The sequence below is a fragment of the Ornithinimicrobium kibberense genome (assembly GCF_006519705.1).
GTDB classification, from domain to species: Bacteria; Actinomycetota; Actinomycetes; order Actinomycetales; family Dermatophilaceae; genus Ornithinicoccus; species Ornithinicoccus kibberensis.
Map to the genome: position 1 here is coordinate 18,624 of NZ_VFXM01000016.1, position 12,661 is coordinate 31,284.

The 12,661-nt window shown below is 72.3% G+C and carries 11 protein-coding genes and 1 pseudogene; 6 read left to right on the forward strand and 6 right to left on the reverse strand.

Translation table 11 applies throughout. The annotated features are described in order from the left end of the window. Nucleotide 1: 1 nt before the first annotated feature. The 4 genes and pseudogenes from FJR00_RS13465 to FJR00_RS16670 form a co-directional block, all read right to left on the reverse strand. On the reverse strand, nt 2–667 hold the full coding sequence (locus tag FJR00_RS13465; RefSeq protein ID WP_141339172.1) for a hypothetical protein: 666 nt from the start codon (nt 665–667) through the stop codon (nt 2–4). Next, nucleotides 664–1,017: an immunity protein Imm33 domain-containing protein gene (locus FJR00_RS13470; RefSeq protein WP_141339173.1), complete on the reverse strand. Its 354-nt coding sequence runs from the start codon at nt 1,015–1,017 to the stop codon at nt 664–666. The genes FJR00_RS13465 and FJR00_RS13470 overlap by 4 nt, the downstream gene beginning before the upstream one ends. A 41-nt stretch (nt 1,018–1,058) precedes the next feature. Further along, nucleotides 1,059–1,502, reverse strand: a complete 444-nt coding sequence (locus FJR00_RS13475) for an HIT family protein (protein WP_141339174.1) — start codon at nt 1,500–1,502, stop codon at nt 1,059–1,061. A gap of 154 nt (nt 1,503–1,656) precedes the next feature. Then, nucleotides 1,657–2,181: pseudogene (locus FJR00_RS16670) on the reverse strand (HAD family hydrolase); the annotation flags it as partial. A 134-nt stretch (nt 2,182–2,315) separates the two neighbouring features. On the opposite strand from FJR00_RS16670, the gene FJR00_RS13485 reads away from it, so the two are divergent. Both FJR00_RS13485 and FJR00_RS13490 read left to right on the forward strand, forming a co-directional pair. Then, a complete protein-coding gene (locus FJR00_RS13485) occupies nt 2,316–2,693 on the forward strand; it encodes a pyridoxamine 5'-phosphate oxidase family protein (RefSeq protein ID WP_141339175.1) in 378 nt (125 codons plus the stop codon). Between the two features lie 330 nt (nt 2,694–3,023). Then, nucleotides 3,024–3,593: an NADPH-dependent FMN reductase gene (locus FJR00_RS13490; RefSeq protein ID WP_141339176.1), complete on the forward strand. Its 570-nt coding sequence runs from the start codon at nt 3,024–3,026 to the stop codon at nt 3,591–3,593. A gap of 36 nt (nt 3,594–3,629) precedes the next feature. Here FJR00_RS13490 and FJR00_RS13495 read toward each other — a convergent pair whose 3' ends face one another. Then, nucleotides 3,630–8,465, reverse strand: coding sequence for an nSTAND1 domain-containing NTPase (locus FJR00_RS13495; RefSeq protein WP_238330493.1), 4,836 nt, complete (start codon nt 8,463–8,465; stop codon nt 3,630–3,632). Nucleotides 8,466–8,612: 147 nt separating this feature from the next. On the opposite strand from FJR00_RS13495, the gene FJR00_RS15820 reads away from it, so the two are divergent. The 4 genes from FJR00_RS15820 (at nt 8,613) to FJR00_RS13510 (ending at nt 11,445) form a co-directional block, all read left to right on the forward strand. Further along, complete coding sequence (locus FJR00_RS15820) at nt 8,613–8,912, forward strand: hypothetical protein (protein WP_181409630.1); 300 nt, start codon at nt 8,613–8,615, stop codon at nt 8,910–8,912. Between the two features lie 49 nt (nt 8,913–8,961). After that, a complete protein-coding gene (locus FJR00_RS13500; RefSeq protein ID WP_141339178.1) occupies nt 8,962–9,156 on the forward strand; it encodes a hypothetical protein in 195 nt (64 codons plus the stop codon). A 243-nt stretch (nt 9,157–9,399) separates the two neighbouring features. Continuing rightward, nucleotides 9,400–10,824, forward strand: a complete 1,425-nt coding sequence (locus FJR00_RS13505; RefSeq protein ID WP_181409631.1) for a choice-of-anchor B family protein — start codon at nt 9,400–9,402, stop codon at nt 10,822–10,824. Nucleotides 10,825–11,019: 195 nt separating this feature from the next. Further along, nucleotides 11,020–11,445 carry a hypothetical protein gene (locus FJR00_RS13510; protein WP_141339180.1) on the forward strand — a complete coding sequence of 142 codons (426 nt, stop codon included), beginning with the start codon at nt 11,020–11,022 and terminating at the stop codon, nt 11,443–11,445. On the opposite strand, the gene FJR00_RS13515 is transcribed toward FJR00_RS13510, so the two are convergent. Further along, on the reverse strand, nt 11,432–12,457 hold the full coding sequence (locus tag FJR00_RS13515) for an aminoglycoside phosphotransferase family protein (RefSeq protein WP_141339181.1): 1,026 nt from the start codon (nt 12,455–12,457) through the stop codon (nt 11,432–11,434). The two genes, FJR00_RS13510 and FJR00_RS13515, sit on opposite strands and share 14 nt — an antisense overlap. Nucleotides 12,458–12,661 lie beyond the last annotated feature (204 nt).

Here is a 12,661-nt window from a genome sequence, read left to right on the forward strand (position 1 = left end):
CTCAGCCTAGGTCCGGGTGGTCGTCGACCAGGGGCGTGAATCCCTTCGGCCAGTGCTGGTCCGCGAGCGGGAAGTCCAGGCGCCAGGCGACGTTGTCGGTGAGCTCGGTCGCGGTGAAGTCGTTCCCCCGGATGAGGTTGCGACGCCCGCCGGGGTAGCGGTCGGACCGGGACCGGCCGACCCAGACGCAGCCGTTCATCCGCCCGACGAAGGTATTGTCGAGGAGGTCCGCCGCGTCGGCGACGTGCCCCTCCCACCGGCAGTTCACGAACGTGCAGCCCTCGAAGCGGGCGTGCCCCAGGGAGAACCCGCCCATGGCCCTGAAGCGGACACGCTCGAAGGTGCACCCCCGGTAGAGGGCGGGGTCGTTGCCGAACGACCCCTGCGCCGCGAACCCGTCCGTGCCCAGGACCGGTCGCACCCGCTGCCGGAAGTGGCAGCCGTCGAAGGAGGACCACTGCACCGTAAGGTGCACGGCGTTGAGCCACACCTGGACGTCCGTCACGGCCGCCCGGAAGAAGTGCAGCGGGCGCAGCCCGTCCCGCAGGGGTATGTCGGGCGCGTCCACCTTCCCGACGGACCCGGTGACCGCTCCCTCCCGTCCGACCCAGGGCGGCGGACGGTCCGCCGGCACCTGGCAGCGCCACCAGTCGGGACGGTCGGTCACCACCGGCGAACCACCGGGCTGAGGAGCGAGGGGTCGCACCACACGTCCTCGTAGCCGGGGGCGATGAGGAAGCGCCACCCCGGGGCCAGGCCCAGGTAAGGCAGCACGGAGGGGCACCGTGTCGCGAGGTGCCCCACGTGGACCGGGCGGAAGAAGTCGGGGTCGGCGGACAGCTCCTCACCGGCCCAGACGAACCACCCGCAGGCTCCCCCCTCGGGACGGTGACGCAGTCCGTTCAGCGGCCAGGCCTCCTCCCGTGCGTCCTGGGCCAGGCCCAGCATCTCCGACGGGTCCGGGAGATGCAGCGGGCTGCCGTAGATCCGGGCCACGCGGGCCGCATCGAGCTCCACCGGTCCATCGAAGCAGACTGCCGGGTGACGAGGCCCGCCGGTCAGCGGAAGGCCCGCCGAATGGCCTGCGCCTCGGCGTCGAGGTGGGAGCGTCCGCGTTCGACGTCCGACTCGGGACTGACCTCCCATCCGTCGCCCGCAGAGCGGGGGATGACGTGCAGATGGAAGTGGAAGACTGTCTGCCACGCCGCCTCACCGTCGCAGACGAAGAGGTTGATGCCCTCGCACGGCAGACCGGAGCGGCGGAGGGCGCGGGCCAGCCGGTGGCCGACCGACCAGACCTGGGCGCCGGTGTCCTCGTCAAGGTCCTCCAGGCCGACGGCGTGCGCCCGCGGGACGACGAGCACGTGGCCCGGCGTGACCGGGTGCAGGTCCATGAAGGCGACCACGGTGTCGTCCTCGTGCACCAGGCTGGTCTCCTCCTGCCCGGCGACGATGTCGCAGAAGACGCAGCCACCGGTCACCGGCTCCCCAGGTCGTGTCATGCGCTCGATGGTGCCAGGGCCAGCAGCCCGTCGACGACCTCGAGGAGGTCGTCACCACGGACGTCGGCCGGGAGGAACACCTCTCACCGGGCTCCCCCTCCAGCCGGGAGCACCACCCGGCCAGTGCGCCCGCCTTCTTGGCGCCGTGGCAGTCCCAGGCGTGCACCGCGACGAGCGCCATCCGTGCCAGCTCGCAGTCGAGCGCCTCGGCGGCGAAGCGGTACACCTGCGGTGCAGGCTTCCAGACCCCGACCACGTCGCAGGTCACCACCTGGTCGACGTAGCGGTCCAGGCCCGCGCCGGCCAGGAACGCGCGCGTGTTGTCGGGGTCGCCGACGGTCAGGCATCCGACGGGCACGCCCGCCTCGGACAGCCGGCGCAGGGCGGGTGCCGCGTCGGGGAAGGCCGGGGCCTCCGCGAAGCCGCGCAGGACGTGGTCGATCGCGTCCTCGGACATGGTCTGCCGGGTCTCCGTGCGCAGGGCCTGGCGTGCGGTCGCGGTGAAGTCGGCGAACTCGCCCGCCAACGTCAGCGCCATCGCATCGCGCTGGAACCGCATGAAGAACGGGCCCAGCACCGCAGCCGGCTGCCCCACCTCCTCCAGCCTTTCGCCGATCGGATCGAGGTCGAGCAGAGTCTCGAGGACGTCGAAGACGACCGCACCAACGCGACCAGTCATGTCGTTCTCCTTCACCGGGCCGACGGACCGAACGGGACGGTTCCTTCACCGTCGCTGACACCCGAGGATCGCGCAAGGCAGAACGGTCGGACGGAACCCTGTTGGGGTGAGGACCTGACTGGCACAGTGGGCCCATGAGCATCGTCGTCGACCTCGACCAGCTGGCCACGACCCTGGGTGAGTATCCGTACGGCTACCTGCTGACCACCTCCGGCGGGGCGGTCAAGGCGGTCACCGTGACGGCTGAGGTCGTCGAGGGACGGGTCCGGATCCCCGTGGGCAGCAACGGAAGTGCCCGCAACCTGGCCGACAACCCGACGGCGACCCTGCTCTTCCCGCCTCCGAAGCCCAGGGGCTACTCCCTCATCGTGGACGGCACCGCCAGGACGACCGACGACGGCTTCGTGCTCGAGCCCGCCACGGCCGTGCTGCACCGGCCCGCGGACCACGCGGACCCGGGCACGCCGCATACCCACGACGCGGGGTGCGGGAACGACTGCCGGCCCGTCTGACCCCCTCCCTCCCGGGCGGCGCCGGACGGTTCCGCTGGCGAGGTCCGCGGCGCAGGTGTTCGCTGGACGGACGTCAGCGCAGTCGACCTAAGGAGAAGCGACATGGGAATCATCTCGGGACTGCTCGGCCGGGCGACCGGTGGGACACGCCGGGGTGGGCGTGCGGCCGGCGTCGGACGGGGCCGGACCACAGGCCGCTCGGGGCTCGGCGGGATGCTCGGCCGGGTCCTCGGCGGGGGCGGGCGCCGGCGCCTCTGAGCGCCACGCGCCGTCCTCTGCAAGGCTGGGGGTGCGCCCCCGGACCGGCGCGCACCCCAGCACCAGGAGGTCATCGTGACGTACAACGTGGGCTACTTCATCGGCAGCCTGTCGTCGGAGTCGATCAACCGCACCCTGTCCGAGGCGCTCATCAAGGTCGCGCCCAAGGACCTGCACTTCACCGAGATCCGGATCGACGACCTGCCGCTCTACAACCGGGATCTCGACGCGAACTACCCGGACGAGGCCGTGGCGATGAAGGAGGCCATCGCGGCCTCGGACGCGGTCCTGTTCGTCACCCCGGAGTACAACCGCTCGATCCCCGGCGCCCTCATGAACGCGATCGACTGGGCGTCGCGCCCCTACGGCGAGAACTCCTTCGACCACGTGCCGGTGGCGGTCATCGGGGCCTCTCCCGGCGGCATCGGCACCGCGGTGGCCCAGCAGGGGCTGCGCGGGATCCTCAGCTTCTGCAACGCCCGGCAGATGACCGCCCCCGAGGCCTACATCCAGTTCAACCCGGAGGCCTACGGCGAGGGCGGCCAGGTCAAGGACCCGGAGCTGGAGAAGATCCTCACCGAGTTCATGCGGGAGTTCCGCGAGCACATCGAGCGGGTGCTGACGGTCCTGCCGCGGCGCTGACGGGGGCGCGCCTGCGAACGGGCCCCGGGGTCCAGGTCAGCCCTCCGCCCGCTCCAGCGGGCGCGTGGTCCACGTGAGCCGCCGCCACCAGGGACCGACGAAGCCCTCGGCGTCCAGGTGCAGCCGGTCCTCCTCGAGCCGGAACGGGGCCACGAGGAGGGTGTATGCGGTGCACCGGGCGCCGCGCTCGGCGCCCAGCCGCAGGACCCCGTCGTCGACCTCGACGCTGCCGACGCAGTCGGGCTCCTCCTGGTCGTCCCGCCGGAGCTCGTAGCGCGGCCCGTCGAGGGTCAGCGTGTAGTCGCCGGCCATCTCCTCGGCCCGCGCCAGCACCTCCCCCGCCGCGACCTCGTCCTGCTCGACGGCGAGCGTCTGCCCCATGGCGTCCACGAACGCCTCCTGCAGCTCCTGCGTCTTCCACGAGAGGCGGTAGGTCCCCGCCAGCCCGGACGGGTCGTCGTCGCCAGGCCGCGGCCCACGCATCTGCGCCAGCACCGGGCATGCCTCGCCGAAGCCGTAGGTCTCACACTCCGTCTGGGTGTAGCCACGGTTCAGCGACGACCGCACCAGCTGCAGCAGCTCCTCCGGGTCGACGGTGACCACGACGACGTCGCCCGTCGCGAAGGCCACGGCGACCTCGTGCTCCCCCACCCAGGCCATCGCCTGCGGCTGCGACTCCTCGAAGCCCACCTCGTGCACCAGGGCACCGGTCCCAAGGTCCCACACCCGGACCGTGCCGTCCCAGCTGGCCGTCGCCAGCCGGGTCCCCCCGGGGTCGATCGATCCGGCCCGCACCGACCCGTCGTGCAGGTCGCGCACGGTGCGCTTGATCTCGAGCGTGCTCGGGTCCAACCACTCGAGGGTCGCGCCCACGTCCTGCGCTCGGTACTTGCCCATGGCGATCAGGTCCCCCTGGGCGGAGAAGCCGAGCACACCGGCACGGTCGGCCGACAGGCGGGCGGCGGCCTGCACCGTCCAGGTCGCGGTGTCGAGGCGCATCACCTGGCCGTCCTCGAGGGACACCACCAGACCCGTCCCGTCGGGGGTGAAGAGCAGGTCGCGGGCCACGTCGTCGAAGTCGTGCTCCTGCAGCACCGGCCCGGCGTGGACCAGGCTGCCGGTGGCGGCGTCCCACACCGCCACCCCTGAGGCCGGGGCGAACCCCTCAGACTGGAGGGTCGCCGCCAGGAGCTTTCCGTCAGGGGACCACGCGACCTCCCAGGCCCACAGGTCGAAGGGCGTCTCGGGGAACTCCGCGCACGCGGAGTGATCCGTGTTCACGGCATAGGCACAGGTCCCCTCGAGCACGGTCACCACGTCCCCTGACCGGCTGTCCCGCAGGACCGTCCGGTCGACCGTCGCCGGAGGCCGACCAGGACGGGCCACGCCGGTCCCGTCCTGTCGGAACCACCTGGTCCCGTCGGGGGAGATGGAGGTCACCTGTCCCTGGTGCCCGGGCAAGGAGAAGACCTCCTCCCCCGTGCTGGGGCGGTAGGCCAGGGTGGTGGCGTCCTTCGCGTCGTCACAGGCCAGTCCGAGCGTCATCAGGTCGTTCTCGGCCGATGCGTGGAGGGAGTCGGAGAAGACGAAGGCGGGACAGGTAGGCATCGCGGCGAGCTCGCCCCGCAAGGTGGTGTCGAGCACCTGCACTCCCCCGTCCTCGCGCACGACCGCGATCAGCCCGTTCGCCGACGCCGTCGCCGACTTGTTGCCCGCACCCGGGTACACCTCGACCTCCCTCCCGGTGCGTGCCTCCCACTGGTGCAGCGACCCGTCGTTCCCGCTGCTCACGACCGTCTCCGTTCCGGGCACCAGCGAGGCGTGGTTGACGACCGCGCCGTGACCGTTGTAGGTGGCGACGAGCTCGCCGCTCCCCACGTCCCAGACCTCCATCGGCTCGATCGACACCACGACGAACGACGCGTCCTCGGCCAGGGCCCACAGCTCGGGGGTGCGCGTCTCCGTGCGCATGAGCTCCTCGCCCGTCGTCAGGTCCATGACGACGACCGCGGACTGCTCGGCCTCGGCGTAGGCGACCGTGCGACCGTCTGCGCTCAAGGTCGCGATCACACCCCAGGGGGCCGGGCCCGCGGGCAGGGTGGTCCGCTCCCCGGTCTCCCGGTCGATGAGGATGACGTCCGCTCCACCGTCCTCCTCCTCGTAGAAGTGGGCGCACCCGTTGTCGGCTCCGTCCGTGCGTGCCCGGGCCAGCAGGGTGGCCTCGGTCACCTGCATGACGACGCCCCCGCAGGGTCCGAGGTCGACCCGCTCGACGACCTCGCCGGTCGTGGCGTCCCAGAGGTATCCCCCGAGGAGGTCCTCCGGCGCCTCCTGGCCTTGCTCCCTGTCCCACCCTGGACGACCCCCCTGGTGCGGCTCCCAGACGATCCCTCCGGCGAGCAGCTGCCCGTCGGGCGAGAAGTTGGGCACCATGACGTACGCCGCGTCGTGGCCGGGGCCGCTGGGGAGCGCGTAGGACCAGACCTCCTCCCCGGTCAGGGGGTCGATCACCTGCATGCTGCGGGCCCCCTGGTCGAACCACACCCCGGACATCGCCAGCAGGGTTCCGTCAGGATGCAGGGACACTCCGCCGTCCACCTCGACGGGGTGTGTGTGCCGGGCGACGGTGTCGTCGGCGGCCCAGACCTGGTGCAGCACCCTGCTGGTCTCCACGGTCATCGGTGCGGTCGTGGCGGCGGAGACCGCCAGGAGCTTGGCCAGTCCGGGAGACTGGCCGATGGCGCCGACCGCCGACGCGGACAGCTCGTGGGCCCGAGCCTGCCCCGCCTGGGCCCGGGCCTCGGCCGCCTGGGCGTCCGCCCGGCCCGCCTGACGGAAGGCGACAGCGCCGACGACGACGGCCACGAGGGCCAACGAGGCCACCCCGGCCACGAGCGCCCGCAGCCGCCGGTTGGCCCGTGCCTGCCGTGCCGCCTCCTCCTGCTCCTTCGCCAGCTCCGAGAGGTATGCCGCCTCGCTGGCCTCCAGGAAGTCCCGCTCGGCGTCGTTCAGGTCGGCCCCGGCCCGCTCGTGCCACTCCAGCACCCGCGCCAGCCGCACCCCGCGGTACAGCTCGGACGGGGGCCGGCCCATGGCGTCCCACGCCTCCGCCGACGTCGTCAGGTGACGCCAGATCCGTTGCCCCTCGACGTCGTCGACGAGCCACTCGCGCAGGCGTGGCCACGCCCGGGCCAGGGACTCGTGGGCGATCTCGACCACGCCGTCGTCGCTGGTCACCAGGCGGGCTCGGACGAGGGTCTCGATCATCCGCTCGTGCGCCTCGTCGGTCGCGACCGACCGGAGGGGCACCCTGGACCGGACCGGTTCGCCCTCGGCCGTGGGCGTCACCAGCCGGAGCAGCAGGTCCCGCAGCACATGGTGGTCCCCCGCGGGCAGCTGGGCGTAGACGGCGTCGGCGGTCTGGGCCACCGCTCCCCTGATCCCCCCGGTCGCCTGATAACCGTCCACCGTCAGCGTCGAGCCCTCCCGCCGGGACCAGGTCTGCCGGAGCGCGTGCGACAGGAGCGGCAGGGACCCAGGCTCGCCCTCGACCTCCCGCACGAGAAGGTCGACCAGCCCAGGCTCCAACCGCAGGCCCGCCTGCCGGGCCGGGGACTCGATCGCCTCGCGGAGCCCGTCCGACTCCATGGCGGCCAGCAGATAGAAGCCGCGTTCCAGCAGCCGGACGAACGCCGGGTAGGGGGTGAACTCGCCCAGCTTGTCGGCCCGGAGGGCCAGCACGACCGGGGTGTGGTCGGCACGGTCTGCCACAGCCTGCAGGAAGGCCGTCCGCTCGGCCTCGTCCTCGCACAGGGTGACGACCTCCTCGCACTGGTCCACGACCAGGACCGGTTCTCCGGTGCGCGCTGCGACGGCCTCCAGAGCGTGGAGCGGGTGCCTTCCGGGGGTGATGACGACCACGGCCTGGCCCAGCTGGCACAACGCGGCGGCGACGCCGGCCCGCACGAGGGACGACTTGCCCGACCCGCTCGGCCCGACGACGGCCAGTATCCCGGTGGCCGCCACCTTGTCCAGCCCCTCCTGGATCTGACGACCACGACCGAAGAACAGCTCGGCGTCGGCCACGTCGTAGGGCACCAGACCCTGGTAGGGGCAGGTCGAGGGCCCCCCGAGGCGTACCGAGGCGCGCAGCGAGTCGTCCTGACGCAGGATCGCCTGCTCCATCGACACCAGCTCGGGCCCGGGGTCGACCCCCAGCTCGTCCGAGAGGACCAGACGGGCCCGGCGCAGCACCTCCAGGGCCTCACCCTGGCGCCCAGCCTGGTACAGGGCCAGCGCCCACGACGCCCACCGGTGCTCCCGCAGTGGAGCCTGCGCGACGCGGGCCCGCACCTCCGCGAGGACCTCCTCGGCGCGGCCGGACTGCAGCGCCGAGTCCAGACGCAGCTCCTCGGCGGAGAGCCTAATCTCCCGGAGCCGGTCCGCCTCGACCCTGGCCGGCTCCCAGGCCTCCAGCTCGGGCCATGGGTCCCCCGTCCACAGCTGCAGCGCCTCGTCGACGGTGTAGGCCGCCCGGTCGGGCTCGCCCAGTGCGATGAGGTCCCGTGCCCGCCCCGTGAGCCGTTCGAAGCGAGCCGCGTCGACCGCCTCGTCGGGGACCCGTAGCCGGTAGCCGCGTCCCTGGGTCTCGATCGCCGACGGCCCCAGCGCGCGTCGGAGCCGGACGATGCACCCCTGCACGACCTTGGCCCAGGACGACGGCGGTCTCTCGGACCACAGGGCGTCGGCCAGTGCCTCCGCGGTGACCACCTCGCCGCGCCGGACCACGAGCGCCCCCAGGACCACGCGGTCGCGGGGACCTATCGACGGCGCGTCACCGAGCCGCACTCCCCCGAGCACCCGAATGTCCATGAGTGATCGTCCTCCCGCCGTTGACGCCACGTCAACGGGGTTGTTACCCGGGTGATACCGGGTCGGAGCCGTCTCGATACCGCCGGTGCCGACGGTGGAGCCATCGGGACCGCACGGGTCCCGCCACCACCGGAAGGAACCGGCCTGATGAACACCAACCGACGCCCCGCGCCGCTCCTCGCGGCGACCCTGCTGGCAGCCGCGCTCACGCTCGGCGCATGCGGGGAGACCGCGGTCGAGACCCCGGTCCAGCAGGCGGACACCGTCGAACGGCCACCCGCTGCCGAACCGGCCGCCACCCCGCACCCCAGCAACGTCCAGGAGGTGCCTCCCGCCGACCTCATCAAGTCCTGGCCCGCAGGGAGCGACCAGGGCCAGGTCGACGACCCCGTCCCGGGGCGGTCCCTGACAGAGCCGTCCGACCGCCTCACCCGCCACGTCCTGTGACGCCGGCACACCGCGTACCCACACCCTGCACCACCCCCGAGGAGACATCATGTACCAGCACATCGACCTCATGGCCGCCCAGAGCATGGCCAGGGAGCGTGAGCGGCTGACCCAGGCCGACCTTCGCCACCGCGAGGCCTCCCGCCGCCGGGCCCCGGCCGCCACGATGCCGACGTTCGCGCCCCGTTCGCGGTGGCACGACCTGCTCGTCCGGGTGCACCTGGCGCATGCGCCCACGCACTGAACCCGACCTCACTCCGGCGGTGGACGGCGTCACGCCGTCCACCGCCGGAGTCCTGAGCCGGATCGGCCACCCGACGGACGGCCGGCCGCGGGCCGCATGCCCCGGTGTGCGCCAGGTCACATCCTGCGGCACCCTGGAGGGGTCGGCTCACCGCCGAGCCGGCGGTCCACTCGGAGGAAAACCATGAGAAAGCATTCACGAGCCGTGCTCGGAGGCGTAGCCGCAGCTGCGCTCGTCACGAGCATGCATCTGCCCGTCTCGGCACACCCGGCCCACGACCTGCAGAACCCCGGCGCCGCACCGTTGAAGGGACGCACCTACGACGGCGTCGTCGACGCCGTCAGCCCCGGCGGCGTCCCGATGGAGGCTATGTCCGACGTCCGGTGCGAGGACGGGATGGCCGGCATCTTCCCCTGCCACAAGGTCGACCTGGCATCGTTCACCCCGCTGACCGACATGGAGTCGACGTTCGTCAACGACCTGTGGGGCTGGGAGGACGACGAGACGGGTCTGCAGCTCGCGATCGTCGGCACGTTCGAGGGCACCGCGTTCATCGACGTCACCGACGGCAGCAACCCGGTCTACCTGGGGACGCTGGAGTCGCAGGTCCCCGGTGACACGGGCAACATCTGGGGCGACGTGCGCGTCTACGAGGACACGGCCTACATCGGCAGCGAGGCGATCGACCTCGACACCTACGTGCCGGCCACCGGCGAGCTCGACGGCTTCGGCATCCAGGTCGTCGACCTCACCCAGTTCCGCGGTGCCACGGCGCCGATCGACGTGGAGCTGACCCACCACATCGACGACGTCACCAACTCGCACAACATCTCCCTCAACGAGGACAGCGGGCGGATGTACGTCGTGGGCTCGGTCTACGACGTCGAGCAGTGCGGCACACCGAACCCCGACTTCCCGGTGCTGAACGGCAACGGCGGGGCCATCGTCTACGACGTGGCGACCGACCCGAACGACCCGCAGTTCCTCGGCTGCCTCACCGAGGACGGCTACTCCCACGACATCCAGTGCGTGGACTATGCCGGCCCGGACGCCGACTACACCGGGCGGGAGATCTGCATCGGCTCCAACGAGGACACGGTGACGATCTACGACGCCACGGATCCGGCCGACCCGGTGGTCCTCGACCGCTTCCACTACCTGGACGAGTCGCTGGAGGTGGGCGACATCTACACCCACCAGGGCTGGCTGAGCGCCGACCACAGCTACTTCTTCCTCGGCGACGAGCTCGACGAGCTCAGTGGCGTGGCCAGCGAGCGCACGACCTACATCTGGGACCTGCGCGACCTGGACGACGCCAGGGTCATCGGCACCCACACCGACGGCAACACCTCGATCGACCACAACATGTTCGTCGACGACTTCCTGCTCTACCAGGCCAACTACACGTCGGGCCTGTGGATCTACGACACGTGGAAGCAGGAGCAGGGCCGGGTGACGATGCGCGGCTTCTTCGACGTCTTCCCCGCCGACGACCGGACCGAGTTCTTCGGCTCGTGGGGCACCTACCCCTACTTCGGTGACGGCAAGGTCGTCGTGACCAGCAGCGACGAAGGCGTCTTCGTGCTGCAGTCGCGCGCCAAGAGCTCGGACAACAGCGACAAGCCCGGCGGGAAGGGCCGGGGCAAGGGCGGCGGCTCCGCCCGGTAGACCGGCATACCTCCAGGGGTGGGGCCCGGGCCGTCCGGGTCCCACCCCTCCGCGTGCCATGCACCACCGACGGGGTATGCCGTCGCGTCCCGCCCACGCGGGTACGCACCTCTGCGTATGGTCCGCCCCGGCGGACCGGTCCTAGGTTCGGCCCGTAGGGGCCGACGGGGTCCCTCCGACCGGACGGAGACCATCATGCGTAGAACTCTCGCCACCGGAGCGGCCGGGCTGCTCCTGCTGGTCGGCGCGGCACCCGGGTCCGCCGCACCGCCGCACGGGGAGCTCATGACCGTGCACTGCGACGACGGCAGCACCCACCAGATCTGGACGAGCGGCAACGGCTCCTTCACCCCAGGGCACCTGGTTGGATCCACCGGGGTGCTCGTGCCGATCTCCTTCTCCATGACCATTACCGCCACCCCTCCTGGGGAGGAGCCGGTGCTGGTCGAGGAGGGCAAGGACCTCAAGGGCGGCGGGGCGGTCCTCGGGCACAACCCACGCCCCCAGGTGACCTGCTCCTTCACCGACACGTTCACCCTGGACGTCGAGGAGGAGGGCTTCCCGCCCGGCACGGTCGTGACCTTCGACGGCGAGGTCGTGGCCCACCTCAGCGGTCGCTGACCGGCACGCCACCAGGTCCGACGGGCGGCGTCCGCTCGACCGCGTCAAGGACGGCGTCGAGGAGGTCCGGGGTCGGCAGGGTGCGCAGACCCTCGTCGATCTCCTCCTCGGCCCACGCGCGGTCGCGCGGCGTCGCCGTCGGGTCGAGGGCGACCTTCGCCTGGGAGGAGAGGAAGTTGAGGCGGGTGGCGACCAGCATCGTGAAGTCGGCTCGGGACCGCAGCCGCGCCGGACCGCCCGCCCCGACGTAGGCGGCGTAGCTGCGACGCATCGCGTCCAGGTCCGGGATGCCGTCGTGGAAGGACAGCACGAGGGTCTTGGCCAGCTCCCTGGCCGGGTCGGCCGGACCGACGTCGTCCCAGTCCACGAGTACGAGCTCACCCCCGGGGCCGGCGAGCACGTTCTCCGGGTGGAGGTCGCGGTGGCTGAGCCGGAGCCGGTCCGGGTCGGTGGAGGCGACGGCGGCACGGAGCGCCGGGAGGACGGCCGACGCCGCGGCCAGCCGCGGGGCCCAGGACACCCGCGCCCGGGAGGCCCCGGCCAGCAGGCGGTCCCACGTGGAGTCCTCTGGCATCACCTCGTACCACCCGTCCGGTGGCGTCCCGTCGGGCTCGTTCCGGAACGGGGGCGCGACGGTATGCAGTCGCGCGAGCAGGACGCCGAGCGCGTCCGGGTCGACGGTCGGCTCGCACCGCCGCAGGTTTATCCAGTCGTAGAGCCGCAGCCACCCCCCGCCCGGCAGCCCCACCACGAACTGCCCGTCGGCACCGGGACGGCTCGCCGGCAGTCGTACCCCCGCCGCGGCGGCCGCCCGTGCGAGGACGAGCTCGGCCTCCACCGTCGCGTAGGCAGGTGGCGGCCCCGTGAGCACGTGCTTGAGCGCACGGACCCGGTCGCCAACCTCGATCCGCCACACCTGGCCGACGGCGCCTCGCGGCCCGGGCGTGACCCGCAGGTCCCCCTCGCCGAGGTCGAACGCCGCCCGTGCCCGGGCGAGGACGTCGGGGTCCACGGGATCAGCCCAGCGCCGGCGCGCGGGCCGGGTTCCGCCGCCCCGACCCGACCAGCCACCGGGCCGTGTCCCGCAGGGAGCCGGTCCCGCCGGTCATCAGTACGCGCATGGTCCAGTGTGCTCCTCCCCGGTCCCGATAGGTAGGGGTCGGGCAGCCGCGGGTCCGCGGGAAGGCCAGGCAGGCGTCGACGGGAAGGACAATCT

What these genes read in the sequence shown, in the direction of transcription:
- FJR00_RS13475 (WP_141339174.1), bottom strand. Translation starts at nt 1,502, where the DNA reads ATGACACGACCTGGGGAGCCGGTGACCGGTGGCTGCGTCTTCTGCGAC.
- FJR00_RS13485 (WP_141339175.1), top strand. Translation starts at nt 2,316, where the DNA reads ATGAGCATCGTCGTCGACCTCGACCAGCTGGCCACGACCCTGGGTGAG.
- FJR00_RS13495 (WP_238330493.1), bottom strand. Translation starts at nt 8,465, where the DNA reads ATGGACATTCGGGTGCTCGGGGGAGTGCGGCTCGGTGACGCGCCGTCG.
- FJR00_RS15820 (WP_181409630.1), top strand. Translation starts at nt 8,613, where the DNA reads ATGAACACCAACCGACGCCCCGCGCCGCTCCTCGCGGCGACCCTGCTG.
- FJR00_RS13500 (WP_141339178.1), top strand. Translation starts at nt 8,962, where the DNA reads ATGTACCAGCACATCGACCTCATGGCCGCCCAGAGCATGGCCAGGGAG.
- FJR00_RS13505 (WP_181409631.1), top strand. Translation starts at nt 9,400, where the DNA reads ATGCATCTGCCCGTCTCGGCACACCCGGCCCACGACCTGCAGAACCCC.
- FJR00_RS13510 (WP_141339180.1), top strand. Translation starts at nt 11,020, where the DNA reads ATGCGTAGAACTCTCGCCACCGGAGCGGCCGGGCTGCTCCTGCTGGTC.